The 21,079-nt window shown below is 48.5% G+C and carries 24 protein-coding genes and 1 pseudogene; 8 read left to right on the top strand and 17 right to left on the bottom strand.

Annotated features, from left to right (window positions below; genetic code table 11):
- Positions 1 to 7: 7 nt before the first annotated feature.
- Positions 8 to 1,117 (bottom strand): multidrug transporter subunit MdtE, encoded by a 1,110-nt coding sequence (gene mdtE / locus D9734_RS17330; protein ID WP_346460520.1) that lies wholly within the window; start codon positions 1,115 to 1,117, stop codon positions 8 to 10.
- A gap of 107 nt (positions 1,118 to 1,224) precedes the next feature.
- Here mdtE and D9734_RS23800 point away from each other — a divergent pair.
- Positions 1,225 to 1,509: pseudogene (locus tag D9734_RS23800) on the top strand (hypothetical protein); the annotation flags it as partial.
- A gap of 19 nt (positions 1,510 to 1,528) precedes the next feature.
- Here the strand turns inward: D9734_RS23800 and gadE are convergent.
- Both gadE and hdeD read right to left on the bottom strand, forming a co-directional pair.
- Complete coding sequence (gene gadE, locus D9734_RS17320; RefSeq protein ID WP_064527778.1) at positions 1,529 to 2,056, bottom strand: acid resistance transcriptional activator GadE; 528 nt, start codon at positions 2,054 to 2,056, stop codon at positions 1,529 to 1,531.
- A 722-nt stretch (positions 2,057 to 2,778) separates the two neighbouring features.
- Complete coding sequence (gene hdeD / locus D9734_RS17315) at positions 2,779 to 3,348, bottom strand: acid-resistance protein HdeD (protein ID WP_130209191.1); 570 nt, start codon at positions 3,346 to 3,348, stop codon at positions 2,779 to 2,781.
- Between the two features lie 254 nt (positions 3,349 to 3,602).
- Here hdeD and hdeA point away from each other — a divergent pair, with 254 nt between their 5' ends.
- From hdeA to D9734_RS17300, 3 genes are all read left to right on the top strand, one after another.
- Positions 3,603 to 3,935 (top strand): acid-activated periplasmic chaperone HdeA, encoded by a 333-nt coding sequence (gene hdeA / locus D9734_RS17310; RefSeq protein WP_130209189.1) that lies wholly within the window; start codon positions 3,603 to 3,605, stop codon positions 3,933 to 3,935.
- Positions 3,936 to 4,051: 116 nt separating this feature from the next.
- The gene (hdeB, locus tag D9734_RS17305; protein WP_130209187.1) at positions 4,052 to 4,378 is read left to right on the top strand and encodes an acid-activated periplasmic chaperone HdeB; all 327 of its coding nucleotides are present in this window, start codon (positions 4,052 to 4,054) and stop codon (positions 4,376 to 4,378) included.
- Positions 4,379 to 4,441: 63 nt separating this feature from the next.
- Positions 4,442 to 5,089 (top strand): MgtC/SapB family protein, encoded by a 648-nt coding sequence (locus tag D9734_RS17300; protein ID WP_130209185.1) that lies wholly within the window; start codon positions 4,442 to 4,444, stop codon positions 5,087 to 5,089.
- Positions 5,090 to 5,139: 50 nt separating this feature from the next.
- Here the strand turns inward: D9734_RS17300 and D9734_RS17295 are convergent, their stop codons facing one another.
- From D9734_RS17295 to shuT, 6 genes are read right to left on the bottom strand one after another with little or no spacing between them, the layout of a single operon-like run.
- Positions 5,140 to 5,910, bottom strand: coding sequence for a heme ABC transporter ATP-binding protein (locus D9734_RS17295; protein ID WP_130209183.1), 771 nt, complete (start codon positions 5,908 to 5,910; stop codon positions 5,140 to 5,142).
- Entirely contained in the window at positions 5,907 to 6,899 is a 993-nt protein-coding gene (shuU, locus tag D9734_RS17290) for a heme ABC transporter permease ShuU/ChuU (RefSeq protein WP_240780268.1), read from the bottom strand. Before shuU ends, D9734_RS17295 begins: the two co-directional genes overlap by 4 nt.
- Before the next feature lie 50 nt (positions 6,900 to 6,949).
- On the bottom strand, positions 6,950 to 7,573 hold the full coding sequence (gene chuY, locus D9734_RS17285; protein ID WP_130209181.1) for an anaerobilin reductase: 624 nt from the start codon (positions 7,571 to 7,573) through the stop codon (positions 6,950 to 6,952).
- Positions 7,573 to 8,067 carry a heme utilization cystosolic carrier protein HutX gene (gene hutX / locus D9734_RS17280; RefSeq protein WP_021550030.1) on the bottom strand — a complete coding sequence of 165 codons (495 nt, stop codon included), beginning with the start codon at positions 8,065 to 8,067 and terminating at the stop codon, positions 7,573 to 7,575. Before hutX ends, chuY begins: the two co-directional genes overlap by 1 nt.
- A 12-nt stretch (positions 8,068 to 8,079) precedes the next feature.
- Positions 8,080 to 9,417: a heme anaerobic degradation radical SAM methyltransferase ChuW/HutW gene (gene hutW / locus D9734_RS17275; protein WP_130209180.1), complete on the bottom strand. Its 1,338-nt coding sequence runs from the start codon at positions 9,415 to 9,417 to the stop codon at positions 8,080 to 8,082.
- A gap of 19 nt (positions 9,418 to 9,436) precedes the next feature.
- Positions 9,437 to 10,351, bottom strand: coding sequence for a heme ABC transporter substrate-binding protein ShuT (gene shuT, locus D9734_RS17270; protein ID WP_130209214.1), 915 nt, complete (start codon positions 10,349 to 10,351; stop codon positions 9,437 to 9,439).
- Between the two features lie 55 nt (positions 10,352 to 10,406).
- Between shuT and D9734_RS23260 the strand changes: the two genes are divergently transcribed.
- The 3 genes from D9734_RS23260 to chuS all read left to right on the top strand — a co-directional run bounded on the left by D9734_RS23260 (position 10,407) and on the right by chuS (position 14,083).
- Positions 10,407 to 10,607 carry a hypothetical protein gene (locus tag D9734_RS23260; protein ID WP_165383169.1) on the top strand — a complete coding sequence of 67 codons (201 nt, stop codon included), beginning with the start codon at positions 10,407 to 10,409 and terminating at the stop codon, positions 10,605 to 10,607.
- Between the two features lie 416 nt (positions 10,608 to 11,023).
- Complete coding sequence (gene chuA / locus D9734_RS17260; RefSeq protein WP_130209178.1) at positions 11,024 to 13,006, top strand: TonB-dependent heme/hemoglobin receptor ChuA/ShuA; 1,983 nt, start codon at positions 11,024 to 11,026, stop codon at positions 13,004 to 13,006.
- 48 nt (positions 13,007 to 13,054) lie between these two features.
- Positions 13,055 to 14,083, top strand: coding sequence for a hematinate-forming heme oxygenase ChuS (chuS, locus tag D9734_RS17255; protein ID WP_130209176.1), 1,029 nt, complete (start codon positions 13,055 to 13,057; stop codon positions 14,081 to 14,083).
- 61 nt (positions 14,084 to 14,144) lie between these two features.
- On the opposite strand, the gene D9734_RS17250 is transcribed toward chuS, so the two are convergent.
- The 6 genes from D9734_RS17250 to D9734_RS23255 all read right to left on the bottom strand — a co-directional run bounded on the left by D9734_RS17250 (position 14,145) and on the right by D9734_RS23255 (position 18,471).
- Positions 14,145 to 14,675, bottom strand: a complete 531-nt coding sequence (locus D9734_RS17250) for a LuxR C-terminal-related transcriptional regulator (protein ID WP_130209174.1) — start codon at positions 14,673 to 14,675, stop codon at positions 14,145 to 14,147.
- Positions 14,676 to 14,830: 155 nt separating this feature from the next.
- Positions 14,831 to 15,400 (bottom strand): outer membrane lipoprotein Slp, encoded by a 570-nt coding sequence (gene slp / locus D9734_RS17245; protein WP_130209172.1) that lies wholly within the window; start codon positions 15,398 to 15,400, stop codon positions 14,831 to 14,833.
- Positions 15,401 to 15,854: 454 nt separating this feature from the next.
- The gene (gene arsC, locus D9734_RS17240; protein WP_130209170.1) at positions 15,855 to 16,280 is read right to left on the bottom strand and encodes a glutaredoxin-dependent arsenate reductase; all 426 of its coding nucleotides are present in this window, start codon (positions 16,278 to 16,280) and stop codon (positions 15,855 to 15,857) included.
- Between the two features lie 12 nt (positions 16,281 to 16,292).
- The gene (gene arsB, locus D9734_RS17235) at positions 16,293 to 17,582 is read right to left on the bottom strand and encodes an arsenite/antimonite:H(+) antiporter ArsB (RefSeq protein ID WP_130209168.1); all 1,290 of its coding nucleotides are present in this window, start codon (positions 17,580 to 17,582) and stop codon (positions 16,293 to 16,295) included.
- A 54-nt stretch (positions 17,583 to 17,636) separates the two neighbouring features.
- On the bottom strand, positions 17,637 to 17,990 hold the full coding sequence (gene arsR / locus D9734_RS17230; RefSeq protein ID WP_130209166.1) for an As(III)-sensing metalloregulatory transcriptional repressor ArsR: 354 nt from the start codon (positions 17,988 to 17,990) through the stop codon (positions 17,637 to 17,639).
- Positions 17,991 to 18,297: 307 nt separating this feature from the next.
- Complete coding sequence (locus D9734_RS23255) at positions 18,298 to 18,471, bottom strand: hypothetical protein (RefSeq protein WP_165383292.1); 174 nt, start codon at positions 18,469 to 18,471, stop codon at positions 18,298 to 18,300.
- Between the two features lie 27 nt (positions 18,472 to 18,498).
- Between D9734_RS23255 and dinQ the strand changes: the two genes are divergently transcribed.
- Entirely contained in the window at positions 18,499 to 18,582 is an 84-nt protein-coding gene (gene dinQ / locus D9734_RS17225) for a damage-inducible type I toxin DinQ (RefSeq protein WP_001295215.1), read from the top strand.
- Positions 18,583 to 18,635: 53 nt separating this feature from the next.
- Here dinQ and gorA read toward each other — a convergent pair whose 3' ends face one another.
- On the bottom strand, positions 18,636 to 19,988 hold the full coding sequence (gene gorA / locus D9734_RS17220) for a glutathione-disulfide reductase (protein ID WP_130209164.1): 1,353 nt from the start codon (positions 19,986 to 19,988) through the stop codon (positions 18,636 to 18,638).
- 71 nt (positions 19,989 to 20,059) lie between these two features.
- Positions 20,060 to 20,902, bottom strand: a complete 843-nt coding sequence (gene rlmJ, locus D9734_RS17215) for a 23S rRNA (adenine(2030)-N(6))-methyltransferase (protein WP_130209162.1) — start codon at positions 20,900 to 20,902, stop codon at positions 20,060 to 20,062.
- Positions 20,903 to 21,079: the final 177 nt, after the last annotated feature.

The raw sequence follows: 21,079 nt of genomic DNA, 5'->3' as shown, positions 1-21,079 counted from the left end.
TGCAACGTTATTGTTTCGATTCGGTGCTGGCGTTTTCCTGGCTGGAGGAAATTGCGCGTGCTTTGATACCTGGGCGAATGCGTTGCAAACCGGAAACGATCACCCGATCGCCAGCTTGCAAGCCAGAGGTAACAACCCACTGGTTGCCGATGGCTTTGGTAGCGTCAATTTCGCGTAACTGCACGACATCATCTTTATCAAGAATGAGCGCCGTTGCTTTGCCCTGAGCGTTATGGGTAACGCCTTCCTGCGGCACCAGTAACACATTCTGGCGACTACCTTCATCCACTAATGCTGTGACGTACATGCCTGGCAGTAAGTCACCATTTGGATTGGGGAAAATCGCGCGCAACGTGACCGAGCCAGTAGTTTCATCCACCGTCGGGTCAGAGAATTTCAGCGTACCGCTCTGGCTGTAACGTTTGCCATTTTCCAGATTGAGCTGTACTGGCGTACTGCCCTGAACCTGTTTGATTTGCCCACTGGCGACCTCTTCTTTCATGCGCAAAAAATCTTGTACCGACTGCGTGAGATCGACATAAATCGGGTCCAGACGCTGCACTGTAACCAGCGAATCTGCCTGATTAGCAGTAACGAGTGCGCCGACGGTCACTGATGATTTCCCACTGACGCCCGTAATGGGCGAGGTGACATTTGCGTATTGCAGATTGATCGTCGCCTGCTCAACAGCCGCTTTAGCAACGGTGACATTGGCTTCAGCCTCATTCAGCTGGGTGCGCGCGGTGTCGTAATCCTGACGGCTGACGTAGTTGGTTTTTAGCAACGATGCCTGGCGATTAAAGGTAATGCGGGCATTGCTGGCGGTAGAGAGGGCTTTCGCCAGCGAACCTTTGGCTGAGTTCAGCTCTGCCTGCAAGGGCGCAGGGTCAATCTGATACAACGAATCGCCCTGGTTAACTTTATCGCCTTCGATAAAATTGCGCTTAATGATGATGCCACCCACCTGCGGGCGAATCTCAGCAACTTCATAAGGAACAGTTCTGCCGGGCAATTCGCTCATGACATTGATTGAGCCGGGGGAGAGCGTCACCACGCCCACTTCTGGCGTCATGGCGGCAGCATTTTGCGCTGATTTGTCGTCGCATGCGGTGAGTATTACGCCGCAGAATAACAACGGTATTAACAGTTTTCTTTTTCTGTTCATTTTATTCCCTGAAAATTCGTGAAAAATTACGGATTTTTTGAATGTGTGCGGGGAGAGGCATGAGGGATTTACAGACCTGCGGCATAGTGCAAGCCATGGGGATGTATGCCTGTGATGGCGCATGCAGGCCGAGTGACCAATGTGGCGATTTAGATGGCAAAAAAAATGTTGCCGTTCTGCTGACAGTCTCTGCCTGCGTCCGGGCAACGAATGTTTCTACTGGTGGATACATAAACCAGGGGAATAAGTTCGTTTTTGCTTCTCCTTTGGTTATCACCGGGAGTAATGGAGTCAGCATTTGCATCCCTCGTCATGCCAGCCGTCAATTTCAGGCACTTATCGCTGGGCCACATCAACGCCTTCTTAAAAATAAGAAGAGATCCCCAGAGTCACGATGTCGCTCATACGTCTAAGTTTCAGCTTGTACATAATATTGAATTTCTGGATCTTTAATGTCTGCTGCGAAATTTTCAGTGTTGACGTGATATTACTTTCATTTTTGTTCTTCAGGATTAATTGCATAATTTTGAATTGATTATGCGAGAAACATAATTGAGAATTCTTATGAGGCAAGTGTTTTCCATAAGTAATATCAATCAGATTTTTAATGCTTTCTTTACGGCTGATAAAAAAGATAGGCGACTGACTTTTAAGTTTGCTGATGTGGTAAGGTGCCAGAACAATGATTCTTTCAGCATCTAACTTCTCAAGAAACTTAATCGCTTCTTCATCAAGGATATGATTATGATAGGTATCAATGATCACCTTGAATGGTTTGTTACCTATGCTTTTTATCTCTGACAGGGAATTGATTTTTATCATTTCGTGATTATCTTTCAACTGCAAAAAGCCCTGTAAAAGAAAAGAATCCTTCGTCATGAGAAAAATCATAACTTGCTCCTTAGCCGTTATTGTTTCGAACATGTCATCCTTTTCATTATTTACATCCATGTCCGAATTCGTTGTTCAATATAGTAAACGCCTATAAGAACGTTGCCCTTCGTGAACTAATACGTCTATTAACACTAATCAAAACTTGAGATTTATCCATCACGCACTCCATATATTGATCCTAGGTAATATTCCTGGTTGTTATAAATTTGTTAGTGCTAACATGAAATTAACAACTCCCATATTTTTACCAAGAATAAGTTATCAATTTAAAGTTTGTGATTTCTGAATGATAAAACTAAAATAAAAAAGTAATCCGATTTAAATATCGAGTCTCCTTGTTTCTACTTAAGCTGGCAATTGGATTTGCCAGCTTTCTTTTTAATTTTTTGGGAAAATTAACATCAACTGCATTAATTACCTTCTTATTGAGCCAATGCTTGCCAAATCTTGATTTCATTTTCCCACAGCACTTTTAAACATTAAACCTGACTACAGAAAATATCAGCCATGATAATGTTTGAAATGGCTAATTTGCTGTGAAATTTATAAAACCATAAAGGTTTCAGCGAGTTGTTTAATGAGTCGCACGGTAATTATTTCAACGATGGTTTATGTTTTGCCATGGTGGCGATATGAAGCGGGAGTGTTATATGCCTCATAGTCACCATAAGTGATTATGAGGCGGTGTGGGAAATACTGTGCCGACGGTCTGATATTGATTATTTTTTAACGAATAAACTAGCGAAGCTAAACAAGCTGGCAGCGCTGAATATTAGTTCTATCCCCACCAGTGTAGAAACTAGTGTTACAGAAACCATTGGCGTTGCACCCAGGAATATCCATGCAATGATGATATCCAGGATACCAATGACTAGTTGTAGCCAGCTGCCTTTCATTGAACGCTGGCGATACCAGCTCATCAAGCGAATAACCCCAGCGACACAAAACAAGCCAGCGATAAACGCCGCAATAGCAAAAATTCCCAGTTCTGGTGCGCGGATGAAGAAATAGCCGATCAACAAATAGGCGACAGCGACAAGGAAGCCGGATAATACAGGCCAGAAATTATGACTCCGGTTGCTGAATAAACCGACAATAAGCGCAATGCCTGAGCAGATTAATAATGCGCCAACGACTGTGCTAAGGATATCGCCAGAGACAAACGGGAAGCTTATACACAGTAAACCGACAATAAACAGTAGCACAGCAATAAACTGGATTGCTCTCCGATGCCTCTTAAGCATATCCAGATCAAATTTCAAAATTGTTGCCTTATCTATATATAACATAGAACCACCCTATAAATTTAAGAAGAAAAATCCCTACTATCAATCTATGCCAAAAATGCATCCAGGAATGCATGTGATTTAATAAAAATTTCCTAATTAATGTGTCCAACACCCATGTAACTTGTTGTATTTAAATAAAAATATCTGATTTTGATATTTTATCTCAACATGACATACCCAAAAAACCAGGTTATAACCTCAATGTCGAAATTGATTCGTGACGGCTCTTTCACTTTATAGTTGAGGATATTACGATGAAAAAAGTATTAGGTGTAATTCTTGGTGGCCTGCTTCTTCTGCCAGTTGTGAGCAATGCCGCGGATGCACAAAAAGCAGCTGACAATAAAAAACCTGTCAACTCCTGGACCTGTGAAGATTTCCTGGCTGTGGACGAATCCTTCCAGCCGACTGCAGTCGGTTTTGCTGAAGCACTGAATAACAAAGATAAACCAGAAGATGCGGTTATGGATGTTCAGGGCATTGCAACCGTAACCCCAGCTATCGTTCAGGCTTGTACTCAGGATAAACAAGCCAGCTTTAAAGATAAAGTTAAAGGCGAATGGGACAAGATTAAGAAAGATATGTAATTCATGGAATGCGTTGCATCGTATTTCCTTGAATATTGAACAGGCAGGAATACCTCGCGTTAAAAGCAGATAATCCTCCTGTTCATATATACTTTATTTGTTGAATGGGTTGTAAAATGAATATTTCATCTCTACGTAAAGCCATGATTTTCGTTGGCGCTGTAGCGGCACTTTCACTGGTTAATGCACAATCTGCACTGGCTGCTAATGAATCTGCTAAAGATATGACTTGTCAGGAATTTATTGACCTGAATCCAAAAGCGATGACACCGGTTGCATGGTGGATGCTGCATGAGGAAACGGTTTACAAAGGTGGTGATACTGTAACCTTAAATGAAACTGATCTGACTCAGATTCCTAAAGTGATTGAATATTGTAAGAAAAATCCGCAGAAAAATTTGTATACCTTCAAAGATAAATTGGCAAATGTCCTGCCGAATTAACAGGAATAAAGCAAAAAGGAGTAGCAAGTTGAGCCATCTTGCTGCTCCTTTTTGCATTTTTATATGACTGCAGAATTTATTGTTCGTCTAATCCTGGCTGCTATTGCCTGTGGTGCTATTGGCATGGAAAGGCAAATCCGCGGCAAAGGGGCAGGGCTTCGTACACATGTCTTAATCGGTATGGGTAGCGCCCTGTTTATGATTGTGTCGAAATATGGTTTCGCTGATGTGCTGGCGCTGGATCACGTCGGGCTTGATCCCAGCCGTATTGCCGCTCAGGTTGTCACTGGCGTCGGTTTTATAGGCGCGGGTAATATCCTCGTTCGTAATCAAAATATTGTCGGCCTCACCACCGCTGCGGATATCTGGGTAACAGCTGCAATCGGTATGGTGATTGGTAGCGGCATGTATGAGCTGGGGATTTACGGTTCTGTAATGACCTTGTTGGTACTGGAAGTCTTCCATCAATTAACTTTCCGGCTGATGAACAAGAATTACCATTTACAGCTGACGTTGGTGAACGGTAATACGCTGTCGATGCTCGACTGGTTTAAACAACAAAAAATAAAAACTGATTTAGTTTCGTTGCAAGAAAATGAAGATCATGACGTGGTTGCTATTGATATTCAGCTTCATGCGGCGACGTCGATTGAAGACTTATTAAAGTCGCTAAAAGACATGACGGGTGTGAAAGGTGTTTCAATCAGCTAATGTGAATATTAATGATATCGACGGGAGTACACCCGGTACTCCCGTCGTATTTAACTATCGAGGACAATCAGCGGAGAATGATTGGCAGGGGCGTTTAATACAGTAATATCCGCGCCGTAGAGCATAGTCAGCGCCTGCTGTGTCAACACGTCCTGCGGTTTACCATTGGCGATAACCTTTCCTTTTTGCATCAATACAACACGGTCGGCATAGCGGGCGGCAAGATTAAGATCGTGCAATACACAGCAGACGTTGAATTGCCGTTCGCGAACTAACTGACGTAATAAACGAAACAGATGCTGCTGATGGTGAATATCCAGCGCCGACGTTGGTTCATCAAGAAATAACCATTTCGGCGAGGGTATTGCTTCCCAAAGTTGTACCAGCAGGCGCGCTAATTGCACACGCTGTTGTTCACCGCCGGATAATTGCCGATAGTCGCGGTTTGCTAACGCCTGACAGTCGCATAGCGCCATTATCTGTGCCGTTTCATCCCCCTGATTACCGGTACGATGCGGATGGCGCCCCATCTGGATTACTTCTTGTACACTGAATGGGAACGCCATATGGCTATTCTGACGCATCACGGCCCGGTGTTTCGCCAGTTCGGTAATTGACCATTCATTTAATGGCTTATTGAATAACCGGCATTCGCCGCTATCAGGTTGAAGATAGCCGGTGAGCTGGCGAAGCAACGTGGATTTTCCCGCACCATTAGGACCGAGAATGGCAACAATTTCCCCGCCGGGAAAAGTCAGCGAGACATTGTCAGTCAGGCGTCGCCCATGAAGGCTATAAACCAGGTTCCGGGCGCTAATCATGCGATCCTCCGGTTGCGCAGAATCAACCACATGAAATACGGGCCGCCAAGCAGGCTGGTTAGTAATCCGACAGGCATTTCTGCTGGCTGTACCAGTGTGCGGGCAAGCGTGTCTGCCATCAGTAATAAGCAGGATCCGGCAAGGGCAGAGCAAGGAATTAGCCAGCGATGATTTGCTCCGGTAGTCATGCGAATCAGATGCGGGATCACCAGGCCAATAAAGCCGATAATGCCGCTTACCGATACGGCAGCGCCAACGAGCAGTGAGCTAATCAACAGTAATTGTTGGCGTTTACGCTTTACGTTCACGCCGAGGTAATGGGCTTCTTCATCACCAAGTTGCAGCAAATTCAGCGTTCCGGCGAGACACGTTGTTGCCATAATGGCGGGCAGAATGAAGGAGCTGGCAACCAATAACGTTGGCCATTGCGCCTGACCGAGATTGCCCATCATCCACAACGTGAGTTGTCGTAATTGCTGCTCATCGCCTATATAGCTCAGTATGCCGATTGCTGCGCCGCATAGGGCATTGATGGCGATACCGGCGAGTAACAATTGCATCATGCTGCCATCGCGATGGCGCTGCGTGATGAGAAAAATGATGGTGCAGACCACTAAACTTCCGGCGATGGCAAACACCATTTGCTCATAGAGCACCAGCACCACGGGGAAGGAAAAGGGCAGCACAATAGCAACGCCAACCATTAATGCCGAACCGCTACTGACGCCGAGTAATCCTGGGTCAGCCATGGGGTTGCGGAAAAGCCCCTGCATAATCACCCCGGCGGTTGCCAACGCGGCGCCTACCAGCACGGCCAGTAAAACGCGCGGCAGGCGAATATTTAGCCAGATATCGCGGTATTCCTCATCAAGAAGGGCGCTAAAGCTGATTTTTAACGCGCCCTGACTGGCACCGAACAGCACCAGGGCAAGCAATAATAGTGATAGCCCCATAAAGACACTGGCGGATGAAAATGAATCCTTGAGCACGCAAAACTCCGTTATGACGTTGCGGCGCGGAGAGTCTGCGCCGCATGGGATTACGCCGGTTTCAGGTCAGGTTCAATCAGACTGTAGATCTGCTTGTTGAGTGCTGGCGCGTTTGCCAGTTCATGAATGTGTGCGGCGACATCGGCACGGCGGACAAAACCATGACACTCCTGATTTTGTATCCGTTGTGCTTTGCCTGTTGCTGCGCCGTCAAGCAGACCGCCAGGGCGGAGAATGGCGTAGTCTAGCTGGCTGGTTTGCAGCCAGCTTTCCGCCAGTGTCTTTTCGCGCACCGCCTGACCAAACGCGGCTTTTGCCCGATCCGATAAAAACGGCCAACTATCGGCGCATCCCAAAGAAGTCACCAGAATCATGCGACTGATGCCTGCCTTTTCGGCCTCATCAATCACCGTTCTGTGGGCCAGATAATCCTGTGCGCCGCCCATTGTTGAGATGATAAGTGCTTGCGGACCAGCCGCGCGGCAGGCGGCTGCGACTACGCTGGCGTCACAAGCGTCGCCAGTAAAAGCCTGCACACCTTGTTGCGTCAGTTGAGCCGCAGCGTCTGCACGGCGAACGACAGCGACGACCGGACGTTGTTCCGCCAGCGCCAGTTCAAGCGTTCTGGCGCCCACACCTTTTCCGCCCGCGCCAAAGAGTAGCCACGGTGTCATCAGGCGTGTTCCTTTAACGATGCTGCCAGAGCATGGAAGGCGTTGACCTGTTCACTCAGGAGCTGACGATGGTCATCCCTGCCGAGGAAGATTTTCAGCATGGCGCTGCCTTCTTTGTTGAAAAAGAGAATGGATGCGGTGTCCATGCCCATAAATTTACGTTCGATTAAGGCAATATGCGTGCAGTTTTCTGCTTTGATATGCCCGGACATGCCGTGCTTTCCACGCAGATTGAAATAGCCGTGGCGGTGGAAACCCGAAGGCAGTTCGCCGCTAAATTCGAGGATCACATCGGCAGTATGCACCAGCGTGGTGACGTTGCCCCATTCGCAGACGGTATCCCAGACAGTATCGAATTTATCGCCTGAGACAACTGTCGGAGAGGGCAGATTTTTCACTACCTCCAGCAGCGTGGTGTTGTATTGTTCGGCGATCGCCTCCAGCGTACCGTCTGGCTCCGTTTTCAAAAATTCCTGTAACGAGACATGGCTCATAAATCACTCCTGTTATGGTTTTTCAAGCGCAATCGCTGGCGCATTAAGTACCTGAATCAGTTCATTAAGAGACTGCAAAATGTTGCTTGCCCAGAAACGACCTTCATTGGTTAACCGCAGGCACGTTGAAGCATCGCGGCTTAAGCCTTTTTGGTGCCACTGGGCCAGTAATGGTGCGAGTTTTTCAGCATGTGGCGTAAGTTCGTCCAGCGGTACACGCGCCGTTTCAATGCCCGACTGCAAGGTATGACGCCACTGCGCGTTACGTTCGGCGTTACGCATGATCATCATCAGCGGTTTTTTGCCTGCCGCGACGGATTCATGCCAGGTCTGCAGATTGCGTTCGTTCATCCAGGAGTAACCATTAATCGAACCACCTGCGCCGGAACCAAAGGCCAGACAATCGGCACCTTGTTTTATCAGCAGGTTATAGAGATTGCGTTCGCGTGTGGTACGGCCCCAGTGGCTGTTACTGATGCAGCGCCAACCGGCATCGTCCATAAAATCACACCCTTGCAGGTAAAGATCGCGACGCTCCGCCGGAGAGGGCACGGTAGTGCGCCCGTTTTCCACGGCTTTGCCCAGTGGCGTGTTGGGCAGGACGTTGAGCGCATAGAGGTCGACGCCGTCAAGACCGATATCGCGGGCAATAGCCAGATCTTCTCCCCAGGTTTGCGCATCCTGACCTGGCAGGCCAAACAGCAGGTCACAGACCACCGCAGCACGGTCGCGTTTGACCAGGCTTTCCATAAACGCAATGGCGGTTGGACCATCCGAGGTGCGGGCCATTTTCTTGCGGATTTTGCTGTTAAACGACTGAATACCAATTGAGAAGCGGTTTGCTCCCGCATCAAGGCAAGCGTCGATTCGGTCAGCGTCAAAATTCAGTACCCGGCCTTCAATGGTGATTTCACAATCGGGTGCCAGTGGTAATTTCTCTCGTAGTGTGGTGATGATTCTTGCTAAATCGCGCGCGGAGAGTGCGGAAGGCGTACCGCCACCGAAATAGACCGCATGGATGGGTGCGGACTGATGCAATACGCTGTCTGCCTCCTGTTCGATTTCTCGAATCAGGGCATCGGTATAATGAGCACACGCATCTTCATTAAAACGATTCTGATAAAAATCACAAAACGTGCAGTGTGTCGCGCAAAAAGGAATATGAAGATAAACCAGTCGCTTACGAGGTGAGGTTGTTTGACTGATCATCTCTTGCCAGGTCTGTGCCAGTTGTTCTTTGGCGACCGGAATGGCCCCACGAAACGGCATCATGGCACGCCTGTCTTTAAATGGCTGGTCACCGTCTAAAGCAAAATGAGGCGTGAGATCCAGGGTGTTTTTCATGTTCATACGTCTGATTTAAATCCGTTTATTGCGGCCAAAGTTGCTGGTGTAAAGACGCAACGACATCAGCAATACGTGGGCCCATTCCCAGAATCAGGTTTTGATCAACGGTGATAATGCGCTGGTTCTTCCAGGCGGCGGTGTGGGTAATTCCGGCAATGGAACGTAGCCGATTAATATCGCCATCGACCATTTGTGAGGTTACGACAATCACTTCAGGGTTAGCCGCAATCAGCGATTCCGCGCTGTAGCTTTTGTACTGCTGGTGGGTAGCGACGTTTTCTGCTCCGGCAAGCGACAGAATGGCGTCTGCAACGCTGCCTTTACCGGCGACCTGTGGCGCGCTGCCGCCAGCAGAGAGAATAAACATCGCTTTAACCGGGGCTTTTTTTGCCGCCACGCTTTGCTGTACTCGCTCCAGGCGTTGGCTGATTTGTGTCACCAGCGCCTCGCCTTGTTCAGGAACCTGTAACGTTTTTGCCAGTTGGCGAATGTTGGCGTACATCTGCTCAAGGGTGGCTGGTACACGCGGCAGAGTGACGACGTTGACCTTTTGCGCCCGCAACTGGTCGAGCACAATTTGCGGTCCTGCATCCTGCCAGGTAATTACGCTATCCGGGCGAAGTGACAAAATGCCTTCGCTGCTGAGTTGTTTCCAGTAGCCAATATGCGGCAGTTTGGCGGTTTCTGGGGGATAAGATGTCGTTTCATCGACACCCACCACGCGCTCGCCAGCACCCATCGCGTAGATTAGCTCCGTCAGTGATCCTCCAGCGACCACAATGCGTTCGGCAGCCGTTGCGCTAAAAGCCCAGCTAAGAGCCAGTACTGCCGTAAACAATTTTTTTCGTTTTACCGCAGTCTTCGCGACAGAGGCCACGGCTGAAATACATAACGTTAGTGGGGAAAAAAGATACGGCCTGTTGGTGATCCTTGGCATCATATGAGAACTCTTATCGAATTGAGAATGATCATGATTATCATTTGAGTTATATATGAAATACAACCGTCGATTCAATACGCAAGGCGTTACAAGCGTATTTATTTTTGATTTTTATCAAGATGCTTCGTCAGCTAACGTTCTTGTTACCGACAAAATTTCAGGGCGGGAAAAAGCTGAGATCTCAGAGATATCGCGGCTTGCAGAGCAAAGAGAAGAGAAAATTATCGCGGTTAACGACAATGTTTCGTTATGAGGTCGTGGGGGAATGCCACAAGAAAAAAATGGTTTTCTGGATACAGGATAGCTTTCATAACCCCCTGTTTATTGTGTTAATGGCGGTTAAAAAAAAGCTTGATCATAAAAAATTGATCGATAATAATTCTCATTATCACATCTGGCTTTAACAAAATATGACTATATGGATAACAAAATCATAGCTTTTGCAAGGGATAACGCACAGCGCTCTTCACTCCAGATGCGGCATATCGCTTTGCCTGACAAAGAGGGCGAATTGTCCGGGATACCAGGCAATTTCACCGGATATAAACGCCCGTTAACTCACCCGGCGAATATTATCGCTTTGAATTGTAAATAAATTTATTTTTCGCCAGCCATCCCGGTATTAATCCAGGTAGCCAGCATTTTTTATTTTCCTCATGGAGAATCGCTATGTCACGTCCGCAATTTACCTCGTTGCGCTTGAGTTTGTTGGCTTTGGCTGTTTCTGCCACCTTGCCAACGTTTGCTTTTGCTACTGAAACCATGACCGTTACGGCAACGGGGAATGCCCGTAGTTCCTTCGAAGCACCAATGATGGTCAGTGTCCTCGACACTTCCGCTCCTGAAAACCAAACCGCGACTTCAGCCACCGATCTGCTGCGTCATGTTCCTGGAATTACCCTTGATGGTACCGGACGAACCAACGGTCAGGATGTAAATATGCGTGGTTATGACCATCGCGGCGTGCTAGTTCTTGTCGATGGCGTTCGTCAGGGAACGGATACCGGACACCTGAATGGGACTTTCCTCGATCCGGCGCTGATCAAACGTGTCGAGATTGTCCGTGGACCTTCGGCATTACTGTATGGCAGTGGCGCGCTGGGTGGGGTTATCTCCTACGATACGGTCGATGCAAAAGATTTATTGCAGGAAGGACAAAGCAGCGGTTTTCGCGTTTTTGGCACCGGTGGCACGGGGGACCATAGCCTGGGATTAGGCGCGAGCGCGTTTGGGCGAACGGAAAATCTGGATGGTATTGTGGCCTGGTCCAGTCGCGATCGTGGTGATTTACGCCAGAGCAATGGCGAAACCGCGCCGAATGATGAGGCTATTAATAACATGCTGGCGAAAGGAACCTGGCAAATTGATTCTGCCCAGGCTCTGAGCGGATTAGTGCGTTACTACAATAACGACGCGCGCGAACCAAAAAATCCGCAGACCGTTGAAGCGTCTGACAGCAGTAATCCGATGGTTGATCGTTCAACGATTCAACGTGATGCTCAGCTTTCTTATAAACTCTCTCCAGTGGGCAACGACTGGTTAAATGCTGATGCAAAAGTTTACTGGTCGGAAGTTCGTATTAATGCGCAAAACACGGGAAGTTCCGGTGAGTATCGCGAACAGACAACAAAAGGTGCCAAACTGGAGAACCGTTCCACTCTGTTTGCCGAGAGTTTTGCCTCTCACCTGCTGACGTATGGCGGTGAGTATTATCGTCAGGAACAGCATCCGGGCGGCGCGACGACGGGCTTCCCGCAAGCAAAAATTGATTTCAGTTCCGGCTGGCTACAGGATGAGATCACCTTACGCGATCTGCCGATTACCCTGCTTGGCGGAACCCGCTATGACAGTTATCGCGGTAGCAGCGACGGCTACAAAGATGTTGATGCCGACAAATGGTCGTCTCGTGCAGGGATGACTATCAATCCGACCAACTGGCTGATGTTATTTGGCTCATATGCCCAGGCATTCCGCGCGCCGACGATGGGCGAAATGTACAACGATTCTAAGCACTTCTCGATTGGTCGCTTCTATACCAACTATTGGGTGCCAAACCCGAATTTACGTCCGGAAACCAACGAAACTCAGGAATACGGCTTTGGGCTGCGTTTTGATGACCTGATGTTGTCCAATGATGCCCTGGAATTTAAAGCCAGCTACTTTGATACCAAAGCGAAGGATTACATCTCCACAACCGTCGATTTCGTGGCGGCGACAACCATGTCTTATAACGTCCCGAACGCCAAAATCTGGGGCTGGGATGTGATGACGAAATATACCACTGACCTGTTTAGTCTTGATGTGGCCTATAACCGAACCCGCGGCAAAGACACTGATACCGGGGAATATATCTCCAGCATTAACCCGGATACCGTTACCAGCACCCTGAATATTCCTATCGCTCACAGTGGCTTCTCTGTTGGTTGGGTCGGTACGTTTGCCGATCGCTCAACACATATCAGCAGCAGCTACAGCAAACAACCTGGCTACGGCGTGAATGATTTCTACGTCAGTTATCAAGGGCAGCAGGCGCTCAAAGGCATGACCACGACTCTGGTATTGGGCAATGCCTTCGATAAAGAGTACTGGTCGCCGCAGGGCATCCCACAGGATGGACGTAACGGCAAAATTTTCGTGAGTTATCAATGGTAATCATCAGCCCCGATATTTCGGGGCATTTATCTGGAAGGAAGAGAGACAATGAACCACTACACACGCTGGCTTGAGTTAAAAGAACAAAATCCCGGAAAGTACGCGCGTGACATCGCAGGTTTAATGAATATCAGCGAAGCAGAACTGGCATTTGCGCGCGTCACTCACGACGCGTGGCGGATGCGCGGCGATATTCGTGAAATTCTGGCAGCGCTGGAAAGCGTTGGTGAAACCAAATGTATTTGTCGTAATGAATATGCAGTCCATGAGCAAGTTGGCTCGTTCACAAACCAGCATTTGAACGGTCATGCCGGATTAATACTCAACCCGCGCGCGCTGGATTTGCGACTATTTCTTAATCAGTGGGCCAGTGTTTTCCATATAAAAGAAAACACGGCTCGCGGTGAACGTCAGAGTATTCAGTTCTTTGATCATCAGGGCGATGCATTACTGAAAGTTTATGCTACCGACAATACCGATATGGCGGCATGGAATGAGCTTCTGGCACGCTTTATCGTCGAGGAAAATACGCTGCTTGAGTTAACAACGGTTGATGCGCCTGTCGCACAAACCGACGTCGATGCCAGTGTCGTAGAACAAGAGTGGCGTGCGATGACGGATGTCCATCAGTTTTTTACGTTGCTCAAGCGCCACAACCTGACTCGTCAGCAGGCGTTCAATCTGGTGGCAGACGATTTGGCCTGCAAAGTACCTGGCAGTGCGTTGGCGCAAATTCTTGAATCTGCACAGCAGGATGGCAATGAAATCATGGTGTTTGTTGGCAACCGTGGCTGCGTACAGATTTTCACGGGTGTGGTAGAAAAAGTGGTGCTAATGAAAGGTTGGCTGAATATTTTCAACCCGACGTTTACTCTTCATCTATTAGAAGAGAGCATTGCTGAAGCCTGGGTTACCCGTAAACCGACCAGCGATGGCTACGTAACCAGCCTGGAACTGTTTGCTCATGATGGTACGCAGATTGCGCAACTTTATGGTCAGCGTACTGAAGGGGAACAGGAGCAGGCGCAATGGCGTAAACAGATTGCGGCGCTGACGCAGGAAGGCGTTGCTGCATAACGAGTCATTGTCCGGAGGTCTGGCTGTCGCCGGGCCTCTTTATAAATATTAGCTGGAGATTTCAGACCAGATAATCAATATGTTGATGACGTACCAGCTCATTGATCCGCTTAAGATTGAGGATCATCATAATATTGTGTTTATGGCAGTAGAATGTTTTCAGCGATATTTTTAGTTTCCCCAGAATATCTTCTGTCGTCATTTGATTCGCAATGCAGCTCAGAACCTGATGCTGTTTGCGCGAGAGTGACACGTCTGCTTCAGGTACAGAGCAATAACTGCCATTGAGCAGTGCGATGAAGTCAATAATCGTAATATTTCTCTGGACAAAGGTTACCGGAACTTTCCCCAGACAGCGTTTAATATTAAACGGCGAGAAAACAATGACATGAACAGGCCGCAGGCGTTCAATTTTGTTGAGCATTGATGAGTGGAATACATTATTCATTAATGTATCAATAATTACTAAGGCATTCTGATGCAACGTTAAGTCAATCTCTTCTTCGTTCTGTATATGAACGACATTACCTTTACTTACAATATTTTTCATCGCGGTGAAAAACATAGTGTCTTTGGTAATTATAAGAAACATAACCGACTCCCTTTGCGAACATTAACTTTATAATCAGGTTGCCAAAGGTAATAAAAAGGTCAGGGCTTGTAATTATACTAATTAGCTTGCTGTACATTAATTGAATGTGTTCAAAGATGCAGATATCTCATCAATATCTGCATCTTCAGGTAATGTTATTTGACCAGTTCTGGCGTTACCTGGCTAACCGCATCGGTATAGTAAGGAGTGCCGCCCCAGCCGGGTTCTGGCCAGAATGCGCCGTAGCCGTAATCCCACAGGTTATAGGTTGTGTTCACCACTTCTCGTAAATGCCACACCTGAATCCCCTGCATATTCACTTCAAGGAAGTTATATGGGACTTTATTGATAAAGCCAGGTTGTTCGCCCTGAATGGTTCCGAGGATGGTGACATAGTGGTTACGGTAGTTTACTGGGTCAAGGAAACCACTTTGTCTGGCGAGCAGTCGCCCTTGATAGTTGGCCTCAATGTCAGGTTTCGCATAGCTATCCAACGGCAATACGGCGATTTCTAGCAATGTATCGGTTTTGCCATTAATGACGTTAATGACTTTACCGCCAAAGCGGGCCTGCTGACCAACGTATAAATTTGGTTGGTTATGAACAGCAACAAAACTTTTTTGGATATCAGGCTGGTTATTACCTTTGATATTTTGTGGAATAGAACTACACGCGGCAAGCAATAATGCAAGGCTGACGATGAGAGCACCTTTTGACTTGTTCATGTTACTATCCTTATCAACAAATGTTAAAACCATAATAGATATTTCTTTATGGTTTTCATCTGATTTTCAGGTGATATGCCTGATAGTAACGCAAACCTGTCTGATATTTATATCCTTGCAGATGAGATCCGGAAAGCATTGATGTGTGATGTTATTATGTGTCTCCTTATAATATGGGATATTATAAGGCGGCTCTTATTTCTAATGGCACATGGTGTAAAGATTGTTATTGATGTGATGATAATGGTTTATAAATGTTAGATATGCAAGCCATTCGTAATTTTAACTTTGGGGACCTTCAATTTAAAAACACTTATTATATGACTCATTTTATCTGTTCATTAAAAAAACATTGTTTATCCGTCCTGCATGGATATCAATAAGTTACTGAAATTGCACGATCGAAATTATGTATTTTTTGTCAATAATGAGAGGGCGCAGCCGCCCCCTTTGTTTATTTTAATCGTTTACCCGCCTCATCAACCACTTTCTCGCCATCTTCCTTGGTGAACGCGCCTTGTTGCGCATCTGGCAGAATTTCCAGCACCACTTCTGAAGGGCGGCACAGACGAGTTCCCAGCGGTGTAACCACAATCGGGCGATTAATCAGGATGGGATATTGCAGCATAAAGTCGATTAACCGATCGTCAGTAAATTTATCTTCCGCAAGGCCCAGATCCTCATATGGCTCGACGTTTTTACGCAGCAGCGCGCGTACCGAAATCCCCATATCGGTAATGAGTTTGACCAGTTCATCGCGCGTCGGCGGTGTTTCCAGATAATAGATAATGGTCGGTTCTGTACCGCTGTTGCGGATCATCTCCAGCGTATTACGCGACGTGCCGCAGGCCGGGTTGTGATAAATGGTAATGTTGCTCATATCAGTATCTCATTACGATGTGAAAGAGAGGCGTAGCGCCAGCGCGGTCAGCGTCACAAACAGCACAGGCAGGGTCATGATAATTCCTGTACGGAAGTAATATCCCCAGCTGATTGTCATATTCTTCTGCGAAAGTACGTGCAGCCAGAGCAGCGTTGCCAGACTACCAATCGGGGTAATTTTCGGCCCCAAATCGCAGCCAATCACGTTGGCATAAACCATCGCTTCTTTGATAACGCCAGATGCCGTGCTGCCATCAATGGATAACGCGCCAACCAGCACCGTTGGCATATTGTTCATAATAGAAGAGAGGAAGGCGGTGAGGAATCCGGTGCCGAGCGTCGCGGCCCACAGGCCGTTATCCGCCAGCATGTTGAGTACGCCAGAAAGATGTTCCGTTAATCCGGCATTGCGCAGGCCATAAACCACCAGATACATGCCGAGCGAGAAGATGACAATCTGCCAGGGTGCACCGCGCAGCACCTTACCCGTATTAATCGCGTGACCGCGTTTAGCGACGGCAAATAATATCAGCGCGCCCACTGCCGCAATGGCGCTTACCGGAATGCCGAGTGGTTCCAGGACGAAAAATCCCACCAGCAGAAACAGTAAAACAACCCAGCCAGTTTTGAACGTAGCAGGATCTTTAATCGCTTCGGCGGGAGATTTCAGTAGCGCCATATCGTAGTTCTGCGGAATATCTTTGCGAAAATAGAGATGCAACATCGCCAGGGTAGCCAGTATCGCGGCGATATCCACCGGTACCATTACCGAGGCGTATTCGCGAAAGCCGAGGCCAAAGAAATCTGCGGAAACGATATTCACCAGGTTGGAGACGATAAGCGGCAGGCTGGCGGTATCGGCAATGAATCCCGCTGCCATCACGAACGCCAGCGTAGTGCCTTTACTGAACCCTAAAGCCAGCAGCATGGCGATGACAATCGGCGTCAAAATAAGCGCCGCGCCATCATTGGCAAACAGGGCCGCAACGGCGGCACCGAGCAGGACAATCCAGGTAAACAGCAAGCGACCGCGTCCATTGCCCCAGCGTGAAACGTGCAGCGCCGCCCATTCAAAAAAGCCGGACTCATCCAGCAGCAGGCTGATGATAATGACGGCAATAAACGCAGCCGTCGCGTTCCAGACGATATTCCACACCACCGGAATATCACCCGGATGTACCACGCCCGTAACTAACGCCAGTACTGCGCCGAGCGTTGCACTCCATCCGATGCCTAAACCTTTCGGCTGCCAGATAACCAATACGATGGTCAGGACAAAGATAGCGCCTGCCAGTAACATAATGCCTCCCGGATAAAACACATGCGAAAATCCATATGTGTTTGGATAAATTTTTTAACTGCAAATGTTATTACCGTCTGCGGAACAATTTTGTCGAGACAGGTTGCGGACAATCGCCTGAACCTTTTCCTGCTCACACCGCCAGGCCTCATCAATAATTTTCGCCGCCCACGATGGAATATGCGGCGATAAGCGGTAATGAACCCACTTTCCTTGCTTGCGGTCCAGCAATAGCCCGCTCTCACGAAGAAGCGCCAGATGGCGGGAGATCTTGGGCTGCGACTGATCGAGGGCAGTGCAGAGATCGCAGACGCATAACTCTCCCAGTTCGCTGAGCAGTAAAACGATGCCCAGACGGGTTTCATCGGCAAGAATTTTGAACAGTTGGATGGGTAACAGAAATGACATATTGCGCTCCTGATTATGGTCAGTAGTGTCTCTCTTTGAAGCGGATAAGTCAAAAACATATATGTTTTAGCGAATTCGTAAGTGCAGAGGAAGGTAACAGGTGTGAATTTTGAGTTGGGTATTCATTTGAAAGGCGGTCTGAATCAGGACGTAAAAAAACCGACTTTGCGTCGGTTTTTTTACTCTTCAGCCTGAGTTGGTGGCTCTGGCTGGAGTGAGAATGCCATCATCTAACTTTTCCATGCTATTACCTTAAAGGATACATTGCAAGGTTATGCTGGTTATTTAGCCTAATTTCACTGTATGATTATCCAGTTAGCTCTGAGGCATTTTCACTCTGGCAATGCGCATAAACGCTTTCAAAGTCCTGATCAGTGGTACGGGTGGTGCCGTTAACTGATGCTCTGGCCGGAGTGAGAATGCCATTATCTAACAATGGGGCATGCGCCGTGACAGGCAGTGGATGAGTAAGCGGATGCATTCTCACTCCATCGCATGGAGAAAACGGGTGATTGACAAAGCAATCATCGTTCTTGGAGCGTTAATTGCGCTGCTGGAACTGATCCGCTTTCTGCTTCAGCTTCTGAACTGATAGCGGAAACGTAATTAAGGGCTAAGAGCGCACTACTCTTAGCCCTTTAACATTTAACGCATTGTCACGAACTCTTCTGCCGCTGTCGGGTGAATGGCAACCGTGTTGTCGAAGTCTTTTTTGGTTGCGCCCATCTTCAGCGCCACCGCGAAGCCCTGCAACATTTCGTCCATACCAAAGCCAATGCCGTGAATACCGACAATCTTCTCTTCCGGTCCAACGCACACCAGTTTCATGCGGCACGGCTGGCGGTGAGTGGTGACGGCGGTATACATCGCGGTGAAAGAGGATTTATACACTTTCACCTGATCGTCGCCGTACTGCCCGCGCGCCTGCGGTTCCGTTAAACCAACAGTACCAATCGGCGGATGGCTGAAGACCACGGTCGGAATGTTGCTGTAATCCAGATGCTCATCCGGCTTGTTATTAAACAGGCGTTCAGAGAGACGACGACCCGCTGCAACTGCCACCGGTGTCAGTTCCACTGCACCCGTGTTATCGCCCACCGCGTAAATACCTTCAATGTTGGTGTTTTGATATTTATCGACGACGATATAGCCTTTTTCGTCGGTTTTAACGCCAGCGGCTTCCAGGTTGATGTTGTCATTGGCAGGCTCGCGACCAATCGCCCAAATCAGGCAATCCACCGTTTCACTGCGACCATCTTCCAGCTCCAGCGTCAGGCTGCCATCGGCATTTTTCACCACCGCTTTCGGGATGGCGTTGGTGTGCAGCTGCGGGCCTTCGGCGTTCATCACTTCAACCAGCGTTTCAGAGATCATCGGGTCGAAACTGCGCAGCGGCGCATGTTTACGCACAAACAGATGCGTTTTCGCGCCCAAGCCGTTAATCACGCCCGCCAGCTCAACAGCGATGTAACCCGCGCCAACAACCGCCACGCGCTCTGGCAAAGCAGGAAGGGCGAAGAAGCCATCAGAATCAATACCGTATTCCACGCCTGGAATATCCGGGTGGCTCGGACGACCGCCGGTAGCGATCAGAATATGATCGGCTGTGATGGTTTCGCCGTTTACTTCCAGCGTTTTGGCATCAACGAAGCGGGCAAAGCCTTTGATTACATCAACGTTATTTTTACCGAGCACGTTTTCATAGGAAGTATGAATACGGTCGATATAGGCGGTACGGCTGGCGATCAACGTTTCCCAGTTGAATTTATTGATAGTGGTATCGAAACCATAATCCGGGCCGTACATATGGATCGCTTCACGGATTTGCGCCGCGTGCCACATCACTTTTTTCGGCACGCAGCCGACGTTCACGCAGGTGCCGCCCAGCTCTTTGGCTTCAATCAGCGCGCATTTCTGGCCGTACATAGCCGCGCGGTTGATGGAGGCGATACCGCCGCTGCCGCCGCCGATGGCGATGTAATCATAGTGTTTAGTCATGACAGAGTGTCCTTATCGTTGATTACCGCGATTGTAGCGCGAGACGTAATAGGTGCCAGCAATGGCTGCAATTACTCCGGCACGATCCAGCTTACGGTGGCGTGCCCGGTGCCAGCCGGAACCAGTTTGCTGTGCAGCCACGGCAGCACGTTATTCATCTGCTGTTCCAGCTTCCACGGCGGGTTAATCACAATCATGCCGGAAGCGGTCATGCCACGGCGATCGCTGTCTGGCAGCACCGCCAGTTCAATTTGCAGAATTTTGCGAATGCCGGTCGCTTCCAGGTCGTGGATCATGCGCTTAATTTGCTGGCGCAGCACTACTGGATACCACAATGCGTAAGTGCCAGTGGCGAAACGTTTGTAACCTTCTGCTATCCCGCTGACCACCGCCTGATAGTCGGTTTTCATTTCATACGGCGGGTCGATAAGGATTAAACCACGGCGGGAAACCGGCGGTAGCTTGGCCTTAAGCTGCTGGAAACCGTCGGCTTTTTCCACGCGCGCACGGCTGTCTTTCTGAAATTCAGAACGCAGCAACGGGTAATCGCTCGGGTGCAGCTCGGTCAGTTGCAGGCTGTCTTGTTCGCGCAGTAGCTGGCGAGCAATCAACGGCGAACCGGGGTAGTAACGCAACTGACCGCTACGGTTGAAGTGTTTTACCACATTGATGTACGGCTCCAGCTCCGCAGGCAAATCCTCCTGCTGCCAGATACGGGCGATACCTTCGAGATATTCGCCGGTACGCTCGGCATGTTCGCTGCCTAACTGATAACGCCCGGCGCCTGCGTGGGTGTCGAGATAGAGAAACGGTTTATCTTTCTCTTTCAGCGACTCGATGATCAGGCTCTGAACGGTATGTTTAAGGACGTCGGCGTGGTTGCCAGCGTGAAAGCTGTGGCGATAACTGAGCATGGGTAAAGGTGTTCCGGTAAGTAAAAATCGGCCCGTATTCGGGGCGCACAAAAGCCTATCAGGACAGTATACCGAAAAGAGGCCGCCGCCGCGAAAGCGTAACGTTTCTCATTGAAATTCACTACACTTAACCCCATGCTATTGCCATTACGCGCCGGATGAGATGCTTTGTGTCAC

The sequence above is a fragment of the Escherichia sp. E14S1 genome (assembly GCF_004211995.1).
GTDB lineage: Bacteria > Pseudomonadota > Gammaproteobacteria > Enterobacterales > Enterobacteriaceae > Escherichia.
The sequence above is the reverse complement of the archived record's forward strand: the minus strand, read 5'-3'. Positions and strand labels throughout refer to the sequence as shown.